The 18,094-nt window shown below is 74.1% G+C and carries 12 protein-coding genes; 5 read left to right on the top strand and 7 right to left on the bottom strand.

Annotated features, from left to right (window positions below; genetic code table 11):
- Window positions 1-12 precede the first annotated feature (12 nt).
- Window positions 13-822 carry an arsenite methyltransferase gene (gene arsM / locus ACZ6J5_RS17255; RefSeq protein ID WP_469392256.1) on the top strand — a complete coding sequence of 270 codons (810 nt, stop codon included), beginning with the start codon at window positions 13-15 and terminating at the stop codon, window positions 820-822.
- A 245-nt stretch (window positions 823-1,067) separates the two neighbouring features.
- A complete protein-coding gene (locus tag ACZ6J5_RS17250) occupies window positions 1,068-2,300 on the top strand; it encodes a hypothetical protein (protein WP_469392254.1) in 1,233 nt (410 codons plus the stop codon).
- A gap of 61 nt (window positions 2,301-2,361) precedes the next feature.
- On the opposite strand, the gene ACZ6J5_RS17245 is transcribed toward ACZ6J5_RS17250, so the two are convergent.
- The 5 genes from ACZ6J5_RS17245 to ACZ6J5_RS17225 form a co-directional block, all read right to left on the bottom strand.
- Window positions 2,362-2,943 (bottom strand): fasciclin domain-containing protein, encoded by a 582-nt coding sequence (locus ACZ6J5_RS17245; protein WP_469392252.1) that lies wholly within the window; start codon window positions 2,941-2,943, stop codon window positions 2,362-2,364.
- 376 nt (window positions 2,944-3,319) lie between these two features.
- Window positions 3,320-4,261, bottom strand: coding sequence for a M56 family metallopeptidase (locus ACZ6J5_RS17240; RefSeq protein ID WP_469392250.1), 942 nt, complete (start codon window positions 4,259-4,261; stop codon window positions 3,320-3,322).
- Window positions 4,258-4,632, bottom strand: coding sequence for a BlaI/MecI/CopY family transcriptional regulator (locus ACZ6J5_RS17235; protein ID WP_469392248.1), 375 nt, complete (start codon window positions 4,630-4,632; stop codon window positions 4,258-4,260). The genes ACZ6J5_RS17240 and ACZ6J5_RS17235 overlap by 4 nt, the downstream gene beginning before the upstream one ends.
- 173 nt (window positions 4,633-4,805) lie before the next feature.
- Window positions 4,806-5,411, bottom strand: a complete 606-nt coding sequence (locus ACZ6J5_RS17230; RefSeq protein ID WP_469392246.1) for a phosphatase PAP2 family protein — start codon at window positions 5,409-5,411, stop codon at window positions 4,806-4,808.
- Complete coding sequence (locus ACZ6J5_RS17225) at window positions 5,408-6,076, bottom strand: DedA family protein (RefSeq protein WP_469392244.1); 669 nt, start codon at window positions 6,074-6,076, stop codon at window positions 5,408-5,410. The genes ACZ6J5_RS17230 and ACZ6J5_RS17225 overlap by 4 nt, the downstream gene beginning before the upstream one ends.
- 374 nt (window positions 6,077-6,450) lie before the next feature.
- Here ACZ6J5_RS17225 and ACZ6J5_RS17220 point away from each other — a divergent pair, with 374 nt between their 5' ends.
- Together ACZ6J5_RS17220 and ACZ6J5_RS17215 are read left to right on the top strand one after the other, a co-directional pair.
- A complete protein-coding gene (locus ACZ6J5_RS17220; protein WP_469392243.1) occupies window positions 6,451-13,809 on the top strand; it encodes a LamG domain-containing protein in 7,359 nt (2,452 codons plus the stop codon).
- 99 nt (window positions 13,810-13,908) lie between these two features.
- Window positions 13,909-14,079 (top strand): hypothetical protein, encoded by a 171-nt coding sequence (locus tag ACZ6J5_RS17215; protein WP_469392241.1) that lies wholly within the window; start codon window positions 13,909-13,911, stop codon window positions 14,077-14,079.
- Window positions 14,080-14,138: 59 nt separating this feature from the next.
- Here the strand turns inward: ACZ6J5_RS17215 and ACZ6J5_RS17210 are convergent, their stop codons facing one another.
- Window positions 14,139-15,068, bottom strand: a complete 930-nt coding sequence (locus ACZ6J5_RS17210) for an ROK family protein (RefSeq protein WP_469392239.1) — start codon at window positions 15,066-15,068, stop codon at window positions 14,139-14,141.
- A 134-nt stretch (window positions 15,069-15,202) separates the two neighbouring features.
- On the opposite strand from ACZ6J5_RS17210, the gene ACZ6J5_RS17205 reads away from it, so the two are divergent.
- Window positions 15,203-16,228 (top strand): LacI family DNA-binding transcriptional regulator, encoded by a 1,026-nt coding sequence (locus tag ACZ6J5_RS17205; RefSeq protein ID WP_469392237.1) that lies wholly within the window; start codon window positions 15,203-15,205, stop codon window positions 16,226-16,228.
- Window positions 16,229-16,264: 36 nt separating this feature from the next.
- Here the strand turns inward: ACZ6J5_RS17205 and ACZ6J5_RS17200 are convergent, their stop codons facing one another.
- The gene (locus ACZ6J5_RS17200; protein ID WP_469392235.1) at window positions 16,265-18,043 is read right to left on the bottom strand and encodes a protein kinase domain-containing protein; all 1,779 of its coding nucleotides are present in this window, start codon (window positions 18,041-18,043) and stop codon (window positions 16,265-16,267) included.
- Window positions 18,044-18,094: the final 51 nt, after the last annotated feature.

The following is an 18,094-nucleotide window of genomic DNA, read 5'->3' as shown; positions in this document are numbered from 1 at the left end:
GGAGTCACCGCCATGACCGACCAGACCGACGACCTCCGCGAGACCGTCCGCGCCCGGTACGCCGCCTCCGCCCTGAAGGTCACCGAAGGCGGCACCGCTTGCTGCGGGCCCGCCCCGGTGGAGATCGACGAGAACTTCGGTTCCGCCCTCTACACCGGCGGCGAGACCGACACCCTGCCCGCCGGGGCCGTCGCCGCCTCGCTGGGCTGCGGCAACCCCACCGCGGTCGCCGACCTGCACGCGGGCGACCGCGTACTGGACCTCGGGTCCGGCGGTGGCATCGACGTCCTGCTCTCCGCCCGCCGCGTCGGCCCCACCGGGAAGGCGTACGGGCTCGACATGACCGAGGAGATGCTCGCCCTCGCCCTGACCAACGCGGCCAAGGCCGGCGCGACCAACGTGGAGTTCCTCAAGGGCACCATCGAAGCGATCCCCCTCCCGGCCGCGACGATCGACGTGGTGATCTCCAACTGCGTCATCAACCTGTCCACCGACAAGGCGGCCGTCTTCGCCGAAACGTTCCGCGTCCTGAGGCCCGGCGGCCGGATCGGTGTCTCCGACGTCGTCGCCGACGACTCCCTCACCCCCGCCGAGCGGGCCGAGCGCGGCGACCACGTCGGCTGCATCGCCGGAGCCCTCTCCTTCACCGAATACCGGGAAGGGCTGGAGGCCGCCGGGTTCACGGACGTCACGATCACCGCGACCCACGCGGTCGCGGACCGTATGCACTCGGCCGTCGTGAAGGCCGGCAAGCCCACCGTGGCAACCGTCCCGCCCGCACCGCTCCCGGTCACCGAACCGGCCACGGGCTGCTGCGGCTGAGACACGGGCCCCGCCCGGGAGCACTCTCACAATCGCCGCCCGCACCTCCTCACCTGCGGAAACCCGGGGCGGAAGAGACTCGCCCAGGGCAGCAGGCGGCAGGGCGACTCCCACTTGTCCGCATGCTCGCCGCATCGGTGCCGGGCGTCTGTTCAGCGCCTCCGGGCGAGGCTAACGTCACGAGAATGATGAAGTTCAGCGGGCAGCCCGCCGTTGCCGCCGCCGTCAGATCGTCACTCCAGTCCTTGATCGACCATCGGACATCGTTCAGCCCCCGGTTACGTGAGTTCCTCGACCTGGTCGACGGAAACCTCACCTGCCACCTCTTCATCGACGTGCTCGCTTCGGACGTCACCGTGCACGGGGCCACCCGTGTGTTCGTGAGTCCGCCCCGGTCCCCGCACGGCACCTTGATCGATGAGGCGCTCATGCTCACACCGCAGATGATCCTCGCGCCGCACGAGTCGTTCATCAAGGTGACCGTGACGACGGGCCCCGGCACGGACCCGGGCCAGGCGGCGGTCACCCTGCTGCACGAACTGGAGCTCCACGTGGCACCGGCCGGTGACCTGCTCAGGGCGATGAGCCAGGAAGTGTGGACCGACGACGCCCGACTCGGGCTGGTCCTCGCCTACCTGCGCCGCCCCGACGAGCACGTCGACCTCGACCGCCAGGAGCAGTACGTGCGCAGCTCGGCCCGGATCCGCCTGGCCACGGTGGGGAGTTCCGCGCAGGACTGGGGAGCCCGCCTGATGGCGGGTGCCTGCGCGGACGCCCGTGAGCAGTTCGCGGCCTACGAGACCACCCTGGCGAACCGGGTGACGAACTCGGCGGAGCGCGCGCAATGGCTGGTGGACCTGCTCGACGCCCTTCAGACCCGGGGGCCCGACGCCGTTCTCCCGAGCCGACCGCCGGCCCGGCCGGCGGTCCGCGCCCGCCCCGCCGTCGACGGTGACCTGTCCGCCCTGGTGGCCTTCAGGACGTTCCAGCTGGTCGGCTCGCTCGACGTCATCGACGAGGCGCGGACGACGCGCGGCGCGACGGTGCTCGCTGTGCTGGACCTCCTCCGGCACCGGATCGTTCCCGCCCTCCTGGCCCAGGCAGCCCCGCTCGGGCTGACCGACCCGGTCCAGCAGATGTTCTTCCTGACGTACCACGGCGTGCCGGGCCCGATCGCCTGGGAGGCCGTCAGCACCGATGCCGGTGCCGCCGACGGCACGCTGGACGACGTGCGGGCCGTCCCGGCATGGCCGCCGAAGGAGCCGGTCTTCTGGCTCACCCGCGAGGAACGCGCCTCATGGACCCGGGACACGGGCATCCCCCGGTCGGTGTCCGACACCCCGGGCATCAAGAACGGAAGCCACCTCTACGTCGACGGCGTGAAGTACCGCGCCGCGGTGGCCGACAGCGATCGGGCGAGTGAAACGAGGCTCTTCCCCTACGGCCACGGATACCTGGCGCTGCGCCCGGTCCGCTGACCGCGCCGCCCGGTCGCTCGCGGGCGACCGGGCGGCGCCACGGGGGATGCCGGGAAAGGGGCTACATGGGCGGGGTCAGAACGGTGTCGATGATGTTGACGGTGGCGTTCGAGGTCTGGACGCCCCCGCACACGACCTTGGCGGTCTTGTTCACGGTGAACGACGATCCGGACCCGCTCGTGGTGAGCGTGGCGCCCTCCAGGGTCTTGAAGGTGCCGTTCTCCATCTGCTTCGGGGTGATCGTCTCCCCCACCACGTGGTAGGTGAGGATCTTCGTCAGCTCGGCCTTGTCGGCGAGGATCTTGGCCAGGTCGGCCTTCGGGATCTTCGCGAACGCCTCGTTCGTCGGCGCGAACACGGTGATGTTCTGCGCGTTGTTCAGCGTGTCGACGAGCCCGGCCCGCTTCACGGCGGCGACCAGCGTGGACAGGTCCGGGTTGTGGGAGGCGGCGGTGGCGACAGGGTCCTTCGCCATGCCGTCGAAACTGCCGGACCCCTGCTTCGGCACCGACATACAGGCCGGACCGTACGGGGCGGGCGGGGGCGAGTCCGCGAACGCCGGACCCGCCACGCCGAGCGTCACGGGAAGGAGCATGGTGGCGGCCGCGAGGAGCGCGGACCGCCGGATGCGAGTGGTGGTCATGCCGGTTCCTCCTCCAGGAGGCGGACCCGTCCGTCGGACACCGGGCACGAAGGACGGGCCGGGATGATCGGACTACCGCGACGAGAGCCCTTGGCGGGACGCGCACCACCTCCCTGGGCGTTCCCCGAGACCTGAGCCGTCCGGAGAGGACGACCCCACGCGGCCGCTCCCTCATCGCTACCTGATCGGTCGCGGCCTCACCCGTGATTCGGAGACGCGCCGCCACCGGATTGCTCAGGACGGAGAACCCGCCCCGTCCTGGGTACGCCCTGTCTCGTCTGTCCCGCCCTGTCCCGCCCTGTCCCGCCTGGGCAGGGGGACGCCCACGACGACGGCCACGAAGTGGAGAGGGTCGTACGGCCCCTCCGCCGTCCGGTCAGTCGCCAGGGCTCTCGCCCTGCGCCGTCTCCACACCTCGGTGCAGCCACACCGCGCCCGCCACGGACGAGGCGCCGGCGGTCGCGCACAGCAGGACCATGACGATCAGGGCGGTGCTCAGGCGACGGGCCGGCGCCTGGGCGAGGAGCGCCTTGACGCGGGCGGGCACCGGGCCCGAGGTTCCGCCCGCCGCGACGACGGGCTTCGGCGGGCCGGCCGTGCGGGCCGTCGTGGCGAGCGCCGCACGGCCGACCGCTCGTGCCGCCAGCCTCCGGTCGCCGCACGCGCGCGCGGCCGCCTCGTCCGCGCACCGCTCGGCCGCGAAGGACACCTCGGGGACGACGGCGGCCAGGGCCGGGTGGCACCAGCCGGCCAGGCGGGCGAGGCCCAGGAACAGGTGGTGACGGGCGGCGAGGTGGGCCCGCTCGTGCGTCAGGAGCGCCTCGCGCTCGCGGGGGGCCAGGGCGCGGAACATGCCGGAGGTCACCACGATCCGGTCGCCGGCGCGCGAGCCGCCGGGCAGCGCGAAGGCGTCGGGCCGGTCGTCGTCCACCACGCACAGCCCGCCCGCCGGCGCCAGACCGGCGATCCGGCGCCGCGCGGACCGCAGCCGCACCGTCTCGGCGGCGATCCCGCGGACCGCGGCGGTCACGGTCACGACCAGCGCGCCGACCGCCAGGGCGGCGGCGCCGGCGACGACGAGCGGCGGGCCGGCGGGAAGCGGGGCGAGCAGGTGGACGAGGGAGGCGAGCGCGGGCAGCCGGAGGGCGAGCGGCAGGACGAGGGCGCCGAGGCAGCCGACCGTGCCCACGGCGAGGACGGCGGCGGCGCCGGTGACCGCGCACAGGGCGATGTCGGGGCGCACCCGCGCCACGGTCCGGCGCGCCAGCGGTGGCAGCGCCCAGGGGATCGCCAGGGGCAGGAACAGGAGGGCGATCACCCGCCGCCCTCCTCCAGCAGGCGGCGCAGTTCCGCCTCGTCGTCGGGGCTGAGGCCCTCGACGAACCGGGCCAGCACGATGCCTCGGTCGCCGTCGACCTGGTCGAGTTCGCGGTGCATGCGCCGGGCGGTGAGGCCGTGCGCGTCCTGCACGGGGAAGTAGACGAAGCCCCTGCCCGCGGGGCGCCGGGCCACGATGCCCTTCTCGTGCAGGCGGGCGAGCAGCGTCGCGACCGTGGTGCGTGCCAGGTCCTGGGGGAGCGCCGCTCGTACCTCGGCCGCCGAGAGGGGCGCGCCCGCCGCCCACAGCGCGGCCAGGACGCCGGCCTCCAGTTCGCCCGCGGGTCTGCGTTCGCCCTCGGTGTCCGCCATGGGGTCCCCTTCGGTCGCGGAGCGCCTGCGGCACGACAGACGGACTACTCCGATGTAGACAGAATAGGTTCACTCGCGGCGACGGCGCCGCCGCGCGAACCGGCCGGAGGACGTCGCGGGGTCTCCCACGTGTGCCGCGACCGGCGGGCGCGTGGACGCGGCCGGGGTCGTGCTCACGCGCCCGCGACGAGCGGGCGCAGGGCCGTGCCCCTCAGCCGCCCGGCCAGGGCCGCGCGGTGGCGGCGGACGGTCCACCCCGCGGCGAGGGCGACCATCGAGCCGACGAGGAAGCCGGCCAGGACGTCGTGCGGGTAGTGGGCGCCGACCCAGACCCGGGAGGCACCCATCAGGACCGCCGCGACCAGGGCGAGCGCGCCGAGGCGGCGGGAGACGAAGAGCAGCCCGACGGCGACGGCGGCCGCGACGGCCGTGTGGTTGCTGGGGAAGGACCAGTCCCCCGGGGCCGGGCACGCCTCCAGCGTGACCACGTGGAGGGTCCGGCACGGCCGGTCCTCGCGGAAGACGCTCTTCAGCAGCAGGTCCACGCCGAAGGCGAGGGCCGTGATCACCGGTACCGCCAGGGCCACGACGGCGGTGGCGGAGCCGGCACGCCGCGCCCGCCACCAGGCGGCGACCAGGAGCACGGCGAACAGCGCGATGCCGTAGGCAGACCACGCCGAGATCACGGCGTCCAGCCGGCCCGGGGCCCGCTCGGCGAGGCCGATGACGCCGGTGTAGAGGGCGCCGTCGACGCGCGAGCCGTCGTACGCGGGCGTCATCGGGCGGCTCCGTTCGCCCGCTTGGCGGCCCGCCGGGAGCGCAGCAGCTCGATCCCGAGCGGCAGCAGGGATACGAGGACGATGAGGGCGACGATCGGCAGCAGGTACCTGTCGACGTTCGGGATCGAGGATCCGAGGCCGTAGCCCGCCAGCACCAGGCCGACGGTCCAGACGAGCCCGCCCGCCACCTGCCAGAGCGTGAAGGTGCGCACCGGCACGGCGAGCGCCCCCGCCAAGGGGTTGAGCACCGTCCGCACCACCGGTACGAAGCGGGCCAGCACGATCGCCTTGGCGTGCCCGTACCGCTCCAGCAGCACCTCGGCGCGCTCGGCGCCCTCCCTCAGTCGCTTGCCACCGCTCCGCGCGAGGAGCGCCCCGCCGGCCCGGCGCCCGATCAGGTATCCCACCTGGGCGCCGGCCAGCGCCCCCGCGGCGGCGGCCACGAGCACCCAGGGCAGCGACAGGCCCGACGACGTGTCCGTACCGGCGCACAGCAGACCCGCCGTGAACAGCAGCGAGTCCCCCGGCAGGAAGAACCCGACCAGCAGCCCGGTCTCCGCGAACATCACGACCGCGATGCCCAGCACACCGAAGGCGGTCAGCAGCGAGTGGGCGTCCAGCACGTTCACCGCGAGATCACTCACGGCGGAAACGGAAACGGCCATAGGAGCGGGCCTCCCAGGAGAAGCGGTCGGAGCACGGCCGGGCACGGCCGAAAGCGACTACAAGCGAGTAGACGGTCTACCGCACTGTAGACGATTCCTGGGCCCGGCACCCCTCGGCACTCCCGGAAGCCCTCAACCCGGACCGCCGCACACGCGAGGAAGCCGCCTCGGTCCGCTGGGCGCCGGGGACGGGCGGAGGAGGGGATACCCGGGACGGGAAGGGTGAGTCTCGGCCATCCGGCGCGGCGATCGAGTCATGTGTCTATCGGGTAATTTCACAACTCCTCCTCGACTGGATTCCCGCGTGCCAGACTGCCGACGCCCTGTGGGGGGGCGCCCGTACGACCAGCTCGTGCGGAACCGAAGGGGGACCGATGGCATCTCGGAATTCGCTGCTCAAGGTGTACGGGGACCGTGCGTACCGGCACGTCACCATGGCCCGGCACCAGGGCACGACGATCGCCTTCGCGATGGACGCCGCGCGCCGGATCGTCTACTCGGTACTGGATCTCGCGGGCCCGCCGACCAAGGGGGAGGTGGACGCCGCCTACTGGAGCGACAACCCGGCCGAGCTGGCCTTCCCCCGGGAGCTCGCCGAGGTGGGGTTCGCGGTCGTCGGCGCGACCGCGATGCCGACGGTGAAGCGGGGCGGGGCCGAGGCCGCGCCGGGAGAACTGCCGGCCGAGGAGGAAGTGGACCCGCACCTGTCGACCACCGGACGGCTGACCTCGGACGCCCCGTTCCAGGTCGTCTCGGACGGGACGTACGTGGTGGTGCTGCGCCAGTCGGTCGGCGCGGGCGACCCGGGGGCGGTGTACAAGCTGGCCGGGGGCGGCTCCTCAGGAGACCCGTCCCGCACCGACTACGTGCTCGGCGGCGGCGCGAAGGTGCCGCTGGTCCGCGACACCCTGCTCTGCGACCGGTTCCTGCTGGTGGACGGCAAGCTGAAGCCGGTCCTGGAGGCGCGGTTCAAGCGGAGCAGGCACGCCACCCGGCCGGAGTCGGCCAAGGACAGCCTGGGCACCGAGGACATGGAGGGCCGGCCGTTCCACGAGCCGACCCAGGAGCTGTCCTTCGTGCGGAATCTGACACAGGGCCGGTTCGCGGCGGTGCTGGTGCCGACCGGTGTCGCCAACGTGCGGCGCTGGCAGTTGTTCGCGCACAACGACGCCACCGGGCGGGTGGACGGTTTCAGCGTGGAGCAGGGCAGCCAGGGCCTGTTCAACATCCAGGGCACCCGCTTCTACACCAGCCCCGACCCGGCGTACCAGGACGCGGTGTTCGAGCGCAGCCCGGGTACCTGCCCGTTCACCGGGCGTGAGCTGGTGCCGGTGGCGAGCGGCGGCGGGCACGCCGAGACGGCGCTTCGGCTGGACGGCGCGGGCGGGTACGTCGACCTCGGCGACCCGGCGGCGCTGCGCTTCGGCGGCCGGGCCTACTCGGTGGAGGCGTGGCTCAAGCCCGCCGCGCCGGAGGGCCCGCTGCTCGGGCGTGCCGGGGAGTTCCAGCTGGCCCTGGACGCGTCCGGCGCCCTGCGGCTCACGCACGAGGGCGCGCCGGCGCCGCTGGTCGCCACCGACGCCCTCGCCGTCGATGTCTACACCCACGTCGCCGCGACCTTCGACGGCACCACGGCGAAGCTGTACGTCAACGGCCGGGTGGCGGCGAACGGTCCGCTGCCCTTCACCCCGGGCCCCCGGGGTCCCGTCCTGCTGGGCCGGCAGGACGCGGGCGGCACGCTCCGCCATTTCAGCGGCGACGTGGACGAGCTGCGGATCTGGAACCGGGTCCGCTCGGCGGCCGAACTGACCGAGGAGCTGGGTCACCGGCTGATCGGCAACGAGCCCGGCCTGACCGCCTACTACCGCTTCGACGAGGGCGCGGACACCACCGCGTACGACCAGAGCGACGACGCCCTGCACGGCCGGATCGAGGGCGCCGCGCGGTGGACCGGTTCGGACGCCCCGATCGGCGACCACCCGGGTGTACGGCGGGACAGCTTCGTCCTCAAGGGCCGCAAGGTGGTCTCCAGCATGTCGGCGGCGCTCTACCACCAGCAGGAGAACGTGGTCTCCGGCTACCGCGCCGACCCCAAGCCGGCCAAGCGGCAGGCCCGGGTGCTGCTGACGTTCGCCGCCTCGTACGGGCAGGAGCCGTGTCTGGCCGCCCTGGACTTCGCGGTCGGCAGGGACGGGCGGCTGGCCCAGGCGCCGGACGTGCTGGAGCCGCAGGTGCTCAAGCGGCCGACCAGGGGCCAGGACTCCGAGCGGATCAGCGACCTGCAGCAGGTCGTCAAACGGCTTGAGCCGGAGATCGCCGCCCTGCCGGCGGAGATCGCCCGGCTGGGCGGCACGGCGGCGCTGCTGCCGGAGCGGCTGGCGATACAGAACGGGCTGCAGCCCACGTACGACGGCTACGAGGCCCAGTACAGGGCCGAGGCGGTGAAGCCGGGCGCCTGGCTCTACACCCTGGAGCTCAAGACCCCGCGGATGATCAACGGCAAGACGGTGCGGTGGGTCTACGGCGAACCCTACGGCGGGGTGAGCATCACCGGCGACGACAGCCCCCGGACGACCTGGGCGCTGGGCGGCGCCGACCCCCGGACCGTCGACAGCTCCGCGTTCCGTCTGGCCACCACCGACGCCTCGGGCCACGGCCTCCTCCTGGCCGCCTCCAGCTCCAATCTCAACTACGGTGCGCTCGGACTCCCCCGGGAGCCCTTCGTCACTCCGGATCCCCAGGCCGAGAAGTACTACCGGTTCACCATGATCCGCGAGGGCGACTACGTGCGGATCGTCAACCAGGCCACCGGGATGGCCATCGGTCTGCCCGCCGACAGCAAGACGAGCGAGCTGCGCCTGGCGGCCGAGTGCCGCACGGCCGACACGGGGCTGTTCCGGATGACCAAGGTGCGCCTGCAGTGGTCGATCGACGTCGTCTTCTTCGCCGTCAAGGAGAAGATGGACGCCGCGCGCGCCGCGGTCCAGGAGTCCCGCTCGGCGAGCACGCGGATCGGTGAGCGACAGCTCGAACTGGCCACCAAGAAGGCTGAACTGGCGGCTGCCCAGGATGAGTTGGCCCGACTGTCGAGCGCCCTGCAGGGTGACGACGACCTGACCCTGCCGATGCCGCCGCTCGCCGTGGACCCGACCGGCCTGAGCCTGAACGGCGCCCTGCTCGAGTTCGCCCGGGGCGGCGACCGGCCCGCGCTGCTGGACAGCGGCACCGGCAACCTCGTGCTCTACTTCCGGGGCGCCGACGACCAGCTCTCCGCCGTCTACTACGACACCGCCGTCATCCGCGGCCTGCAGACCCTGGACGGGGACGGCGGCACGCTCGGCTTCCTCGCGCTCGACCCGGCGCTCCCGCTGGACGGCTGCACCCTCACGGTCGCCGACGGCGACGCGCCCGGCCGCTGCGACCTGACGGTCACGGTCGGCGCCGACACCGAGACCTGGCGCTCGCTGCCGCGCCGGGCCGACCAGTTCGCGGCGGCGCTGGCCGGGGCCCCCGGCCGGCCGGTGACGGTCGGCCTGGTCGCCCGGGTGAGCGGCGCCACCGTGGAGCTCGCCGAGAGCTCCACCGTCGTCCTGCCCGCCAAGGCGCACCTGCAGATCGGCTCGGCCGGCTGCGCGGTGGCCGCCGACACCCCGGTCGGCGCGAAGGCGCTGACCCTCACGGCGGAGGCCACCGCCGTCAAGCCCGGCGACAAGGTGACCCTGGTCGGCTACGACTGGGGCCGGGCCGCCGCCACCCGCCCCGGGGTGCTGCTCTCCGCCGGTTCCCGGCTGGTCGGCCTCAACCCGGGCGAGGCCGAGTTCGTACCGAACGGCACGGCCAAGCCGGCCATCGCCGGGCGCGGCTGCCGCTGGCGGGCCGAGATGCCGGGCCGGGCCCTCCAGTTCTCCGGCAACGACCAGTACCTGACGCTGCCGTCGGGCAAGCAGCCGGCCGGTGCCCCGAACGGCGACCTGACCCTGGAGGCCTGGGTCAACCCGGAGACCGGGCAGGGCCGGGTCCTGCACGCCCGGACGGACGACTCGGGCTACGCACTCTCGCTGGTCCCGGCCGGGCTGCCGGTCAAGCAGTTCGCCGGCGCCGAGAAGCTGGTCCTGGCCGACTCGCTCGACCTGGCGAACCGCGACTTCACCGTCGAGCTGTGGGCCAAGCGCAACCAGTCCCGGGGCCGCACCGAGCCGCTGCTCGTCCACGGTGTGCCGAGCGGCGTGCGCGACCAGTCCCTGCACCTGGTGTTCAACCCCGCCGAGACCTTCCGCTTCGGGCTGTACGGCGACGACCTGGACACCGCCCAGTCCTACCCGGACCTGGAGTGGCACCACTGGGCCGCGGTGTACAAGAACGCCACCCGCGAGCAGATCCTCTACCGCGACGGCGTCGAGGTCGGCCGCCGCGTCGCCAACGCCCCGTACACCGGCAAGGGGCCGCTGGTGATCGGCGGCCTGGGATTCGGCGACGCGTACCTGGACGGCCGGATCGACGAGGTCCGGGTCTTCGACCGGGCACGCACCCAGCGGGAGATCGCCGCCGAGCGCGACCGGCGGCTGTCCGGCAACGAACCGGGCCTGCTCGGCCACTGGACCTTCGACGGGCCGGGCGGCCCGGCGTCCCCGATCAAGGGCTACCAGGCGGTGGCCCGGGTCGGCGACCGGGTGGTGAAGTCGGCGGAGCGGTTCCCGTGCAACGAGTGGGCGCACCTGGCCGCCACCTTCACCCAGTCCTGGGCACTGCGGATGGACCGCGCGGTCGGCCTGTCGGTCGAGTCGCAGGACGCGCTGGACCTGCTGGAGGACCTGACCATCGAGGCGTTCGTCCGGATCGACCGGCTCGGCAGCTCGATGGGCCTGGTCGCCAAGGGCCGGGTGGCCGACGGCGGGCAGGACGGTGTCCCGTACCAGTTCGGCGTGCTGGCCGACGGGCGGCTGGAGTTCGCGTTCGCCGAGGCCGACGGCAAGGCCGTCCGCTTCGTCTCCACCCAGGCCCTGACCCCCGGCGCCGTGCAGAAGGTGAGCGTGGTCCGCGAGCGCCGCCAGCCGGCACCCGCACCCGCGGTGTCCGGCGGCGCCCAGCCGTCCGAGCCGCCCGCGCCGGCCCAGCCGGAGCAGTACATCCGCTTCTACATCGGCGGCAGCCTGGCCGGCAACCACCTGTACAGCGGCCCCGGCGCCCAGGCCAACAGCAGCGAGCTGGAGATCGGCCGCGGTCTGACCGGCGTGCTGGGCGAGGTGCGGATCTGGAACGCCGCGCGGGCCTCGAACCAGGTCGGCATGCCCGTCACCCCGCGCGAGAAGGGACTGCTGGCCCGCTGGGCGTTCGACGAGAACGCCGGCAACACCGCCTTCGACCACAGCGGTTCCTTCCCGGCCAAGCTCCGCGGTGCCCGCTGGACCCGCGACCCCGACCCGGCGGCCAGCGGACTGCGGCTGTACCGCAACGGCGAGCCGCTGGCCGAGAGCCCGGCCGCTCAGGACCCCGCGCCCTGGGGCGAGGCTCAGCTCACCCTCGGCGCCCGGCTGGAGGGCGGAAAGCCGGCCGACGCCTTCACCGGGACGCTGGAGGAGGTACGGATCTGGCGCACCGTCCGGACCGCCGAGCAGATCTCCGACAACCTGTTCTCCCGGCTGCGCGGCGACAAGCAGGACCTCCTCGGCTACTGGCCGTTCGACCGCGACTCCACCGAGCCGGGCACCACGTCCGTGCGCGACGAGGGCCTGCGCGGCAACGACTTGGACTTCTCGCCCAAGCGGCCCCGGATCCTGCTCTCCACCGCCCCCATCTCCACCGACACCGCCCAGGTGCGCTCCGCCCTCGCCGACGTCCGCACCCCCTTCCACGAGAACGTCTCCGGCGCCCCCGGCGCGAGCGAGTACGCCGACCTCCAGTACGACGCCAAGGGCGAGGCGCTCGGCGTGCTCAAGCGCTGCTACGCCTTCGTCCGGGACGGCCGCTGGCATCTGGTCACCGGCTACAAGGTCGGTGACCTGACCACCGAATGGGTCGGCCAGGCCCAGTTCGACCCGCAGCTGATCGGCTACATCGAGGGCGCCCCGCCGGTGCCCTCGGAGAACCTGGTCGACGGGGCCGGCGACCACGACGGGGCCTCCTCGGTGGAGTTCACCGAGGCCGAGGAGGTGGTGCAGAGCCTGTCCACCAGCAAGGAGCGGAGCGTCGACGCCGCCTTCAACTTCTCGTTCGGCTTCACGACCGACATCGACACCATGACCGTCACCGCCCCGCTGGGCGTCGGCATCGCCAAACCGCTGTTCTCGGGACGGTTCCAGCTCGGCATCAGCGGCGGCCTCGAATTCTCCAACACCTGGAGCTCCGAGACCCAGGTCAGCCAGGGCACCAACACCACCCGCACGACCCGGCTGGCGCTGACCGGCCACCCCGAGGACCCGGCCAGACTGGTCAACCCCGCCGTCGGACGCCGCTACGTGCCCGCCAACACCGGCATGGCACTGGTGCAGTCCCAGACCGCCGACGTCTTCGCGCTCCGCCTGGCCCACACCGGCGCCCTGATCGCCTACCGGATGCTGCCCAACCCGGACATCCCGCTGGACTGGAACATCATCCACTTCCCGATCAACCCCCGCTACACCAAGCAGGGCACCCTGGACGGCTCGGTCGGCTTCGACGAACGCGGCAAGGTCACCGATCCCGACTACCCGACCGCCACCGCGTACGGCGAGTACAGCTACTTCAAGCCCAGGGACGCGTACGCCCTCAAGCGCCGGATCACCCGTGACCAGCAACGACTGGAGGCGTACTACCGGTCGATCTCCACCGAGACCGACCAGCGCGGCGCGAACGACCCGGCCGAGGCCCAGGCCCGCACGGTGCTGCGCTCGATGGGCATGGACGTCGCGCCCGCCGGCGACAGCCGCTCCGGCGGCCCGAACACGACGGCCGACGGCTTCTCGCACCGCGACCTGGTCAACACGTACGTGTGGACCGCCCAGGGCGGCTTCTTCGCCGAGACCACGGAGGCGACCGACGCCGTCAGCGAGACCACCGCCGGCTCGTACAGCTTCCACGGCTCCGTCGGCGGCTTCACGGACATGGCCTTCAGCGCCATCGACCTCGGCTTCGACCTGCACATGGACGCCTCGGTGGGCGGCGGCTTCAGCAACACCCGGGCCAAGGGCAAGGACGCCTCCCGCTCCTTCGGCCTCGACGTCCAGTGCGCGCCCTCCGGCGACCTGCAACGCCGCAACGCCGACGGCACACTGGCGTACGACCCGGCGGGCCGGCCGGTGCTGGTGCCGGGCAAGGTGGACGCCTACCGGTTCCTCACCTTCTACCTCGGCGAGACCAGCGCCAACTTCGACGACTTCTACCGCAAGGTCGTCGACCCGGTCTGGCTCCAGGGCAGCGGCGCCCCCGACGCCGCCGCGCTGCGCCAGGCCCGGCAGAGCTCCGCCAAACCCCCGTGCTGGCGGGTCCTGCACCGGGTCACCTACGTCAGCCGGGTCCTCCCGCCCATCCCGCCGCCCGGGGCGCCGCCGCTGGAGCGGGCGATGCGGGCCGAGGACATCGACAGCAACTACGAGCTGATCCGGCGCCTGGAACCGTACGTCCGCCCGGCCGCCACCAGCACCGGCGCCCTGTCCGCCGCCACCCGTCGGGTCCTCGCCACCCAACTGCCCGAACTCCTGCCGCACGCCGTCGAGATCATCGACTACCTCGCCCGGTACTTCGGTATCGACGACTGAGGCCCGTGAGGGCACCCGCCCCCTCTTCGTCCCGTCCCGGGCGCGTAACGCTTCGGGACGGGCCGTCGTTGGAGACGGCGAGCACGAGGGGGTGCGGAGATGAGTCGTACGGTGCTGGAGCGCTTTCCCGCGGGGGGTCCGTGGGGCAGCTGGCCCGCCGAGGAGTTCGCCAGCGCGCGGCGGGACGAGGGACTGCCCGCGCGGGTCGTGATGGACCTGGAGTCCGATGCCTTCCTGGTGATCGTGGAGCAGCGCGCCCCGGAGGACTGAGAGCTCCGGGGCGGGCCCGGGTCCCCGACCTCGCGCCCGTCCCCGCCCCCACCCCCGGGTCAGCCCTCCGGGAAGGCCGCCGCCGCCGCGCCGAGGAGCCCGGCGTCGGTGCCGGTGAGGGCGGGGACGACGGTGAGGCCCTGGACGAAGGAGAGGGTGGCGTAGGAGCGCAGACTGCGGCGCAGCGGCGCGAACAGCACCTCGCCCGCGCCCGCGACGCCGCCGCCGACGACGGCGATGTCCACCTCGACCAGGCTGGCGGTGGCGGCGATCCCGGCGGCCAGCGCCTGCGCCGCGCGCTCGAAGGAGGCGACGGCCACGGGGTTCCCCGCCGCCGCCGAGGCGGCCACCGCGGCGGCCGTGACGTCGCCGTCGGGGCCGGGCCGCCACCCCTCGGCGAGCGCGCGCCGGGCCAGGTGCGGTCCGCTGGCGATCCGCTCGACACAGCCGCGCCCGCCGCAGGCGCAGGGCTCGCCGTCGAGGTCGACGCTGATGTGGCCGATGTGCCCGGCGTTGCCGGTGGGCCCGGCGTGGACCCGGCCGCCCAGGACGAGCCCGCCGCCCACGCCGGTGGAGACCACGAGGCACAGGGCGTTGTCATGGCCCCGGGCGGCGCCCAGCCAGTGCTCGGCGGCGGTCATCGCGACGCCGTCGCCCACCAGGACGACGGGCAGTCCGCCCACGGCCCGCCGCACCCGCTCGACGACCGGAAAGCCCCGCCAGCCGGGTACGTTGACGGGGCTGACGGTGCCGGCGGAGGCGTCGACGGGCCCCGCGCTCCCGATCCCGACCGCGCGGACCGCGCTCCACGACGCCGACCGCGCCAGCTCCTCGACGACCCCGGAGACGGCGCCCATGACCGTCTCGCCGTCCTCCCGCGCGGGGGTGGCCCGCTGGGCGCGCACGAGGATCCGGCCGGCCCGGTCGACCAGCGCACCGGCGATCTTGGTACCACCGATGTCGAGGGCGACGACGAGGTCAGTGCTCATGGGCTTCGGATCTCCGTGGGACGGTGACGGTGACCTACAGTCTTCCCACCGCTGACAACGTTGTCCAGGCCCTATGCTCGACAGCAACGAGATCGAGACGTCGATCCCCCGCTCCGACGAAGGAACCGCGCACCGTGGCCGACACCGCCCGCCGCCCCGAGCACCGATACGGCAACCGGCCCACGATGAAGGACGTCGCCGCCCGCGCGGGCGTCGGCCTCAAGACCGTCTCCCGCGTGGTCAACGGCGAACCGGGCGTCACCCCCGACACCGAGCGGCGGGTCCAGGAGGCGATCGACTCCCTGGGCTTCCGCCGCAACGACAGCGCGCGCGTGCTGCGCAAGGGCCGCACGGCGTCGGTCGGCCTCGTCCTGGAGGACCTGGCCGACCCGTTCTACGGCCCGCTGAGCCGCGCGGTCGAGGAGGTCGCCCGCGCGCACGGCGCCCTGCTCATCAACGGCTCCAGCGCCGAGGACCCGGACCGCGAGCAGGAACTGGCCCTCGCCCTCTGCGCGCGGCGCGTGGACGGACTGATCATCATCCCGGCGGGCTCCGACCACCGTTATCTGGAGCCGGAGATCCAGGCGGGCGTCGCGACGGTCTTCGTGGACCGCCCGGCGGGCCGCATCGACGCGGACGTCGTCCTCTCGGACAGCTACGGCGGCGCGCGCGAGGGCGTGGCGCACCTGATCGCCCACGGCCACCGCCGCATCGGCTTCGTCGGCGACCGCCCCCGCATCCACACCGCCGCGGAACGCCTGCGCGGCTACCGGGCGGCGATGGAGGACGCGGGCCTGGAGGTCGCCGACGCCTGGGTCTCGCTCGGCCCGACCGATCCGGAGCGGGTCGCCGGGACCGTACGCGCGATGCTGTCGGGCCCCGCCCCGGTCACGGCCCTGTTCGCGGGCAACAACCGCGTCACCGTGACGGCGGTCCGCGTGCTGGCGGAGCACGCGCGGCCGGTCGCCCTGGTCGGCTTCGACGACATCGAGCTGGCGGACCTGCTCGGCATCACGGTGATCGCCCAGGACGCGGCGGCGCTGGGCCGCACGGCTGCCGAGCGCCTCTTCCGCCGCCTCGACGGCGCCGAGGAGCCCCCCACGACCACGGTCCTGGCGACCGCGCTCATCCCGCGGGGCTCAGGCGAGATCGCCCCCTGACCCGCCGGGGCGGCGGGACCGGGCAGCGGGCGTCGGCTAGCAGACGCGCAGCCCGTCGACGGGGCCGCCGCCCGCACCGCCCCTCAGGTGCAGGACGCTGACGTACACGTTGGTGTTGCCGCTGTCGTCGTCGGTCCGGGCCCACCAGCGGCTGCTCTGCCCGCCGTAGCTCTCGCTGTGGTCGAGGTCGACCTGGCAGGAGAAGGGGTGCGGGCCCGCGCCCAAGGAGCCCATCTCCCCGCCGTCGTACCTCTTGGTGACGGCGCTCCGCACGACCTGGCAGGTCGCCGAACTCCCCGAGGACGTGCACCCGGAGACGGCGGGAGGCGGTGCCGCGGTCGTGGTGGCGGCGGTGGCCCCGCCACTGGGCCGGGTACCGGAGGTGGCGGCACCGGCGCCGCCCTTGCGCGGGGTCGCGGAAGCGCCTCGTGAGGACGGCACGGCACCCGGCTCCGAGGGCCGTCCGGCGTCCGATGTGGTCCCGGCGCCGGGCGAGGCGCTCTCCCCGGGCCCCGGAGTACGGGCGGGAGCGGTGCCGGTGGTGGGCCCGTCCGACGGCTCGCCCCCGTCCAGCACGCGGCCGGGATCGCCGGTGCCGCCCCCGGCCGGCCGCTCGCCCGCGACGGCGGTCCCGCCCGCGTCCCGCTCCATCACGGCGTACGTCACGCCGCCCCCGACGAGCACCACCCCGGCGACGGCGGCGGCGACCAGCACACGCCCGCGCCGGCGCGGGGAAGGCGCCGGCGGCGGGGCGGGCACCGGCACCGGCGGCGGCACCGGGGAAGGCGGCACCGGCGGCCCGAAACCGGGACCGGCGACGGGGACGGGGGCGGGTACGGCCACAGGCGCGGGCGCGGCAACGGCCACTGGAGCAGGCGCGGGTACGGCCGCAGGCGCGGGCACCGGAACGGCCGCAGGCGCGGGTCCAGGCGCGGCGCCCGGGGTGCCGGTGGCGTCCTCCGCACGCCGGGGCTCCCCGTCCCCCCGCGCCACGGCCCCCAGCAGCAGCGCGGCCTCCCGCGCCCCCGGCCGTTCCGCCGGGTCCTTCGCGAGGAGCCGCAGCAGGGCGGGGGCGAGCGGGCCGGAGCGTACGGGTTCGGGGAGCGGGTCGGTGACGATGGCGGCGAGGGTGGACCAGGTGGAGGTGCGCCGGAACGGCACCGCGCCCTCGACCGCCGCGAACAGGGTGGCGCCGAGCGCCCACACGTCGGCGGCGGGCGCCGGGGCGGCGCCTCGGGCGCGCTCCGGGGAGAGGTAGTCGAGGGAGCCGACGATCTCGCCGCTGCGGGTGAGCCGGGAGGCGGCCCCGTCCGCGGGGTCCTCGATGGTGGCGATGCCGAAGTCGGTGAGGAGGACCCGCCCGGAGCGGTCGAGCAGGATGTTGCCGGGCTTCACGTCCCGGTGCAGCACGCCGGCCTCGTGCGCGGCGGCGAGCGCCTCCAGGACGCGGGCGCCGATCCGGGCGGCCTCGACGGGGTCCAGGGGCCCTTCGGCGGCGAGGACGTCGTCGAGGGAGGGCCCGTCGACGAGCTCCATGACGATGACGGGGCGCCCTTCGTGCTCGGTCACGTCGTGGACGGCGACGACTCCGGGGTGGCGGACCCGGGCGGCGGCGCGGGCCTCGCGCCGCATCCGCTGGCGCATGGCGTCGAGTTCGGGCGCCGCCATGTCGGTGTAGGTGCGCAGTTCCTTGACGGCGACCTCGCGGCCGAGGACCTCGTCGACGGCCTGCCAGACGACGCCCATGCCGCCTCGGCCGAGTCTGCGCACGATTCTGTAGCGGCCCGCGAGCCGCCCGTTCTCCCCCGATGACACCGCTGCCCCGTTCCCAGTCGAACTCACGCTCCCATGAGCGTGAACGCGTAC

The sequence above is a fragment of the Streptomyces sp. NPDC042100 genome, from assembly GCF_055582325.1.
Note: the sequence above shows the minus strand (reverse complement) of the source record. Positions and strands in the feature narration are given on the sequence as shown.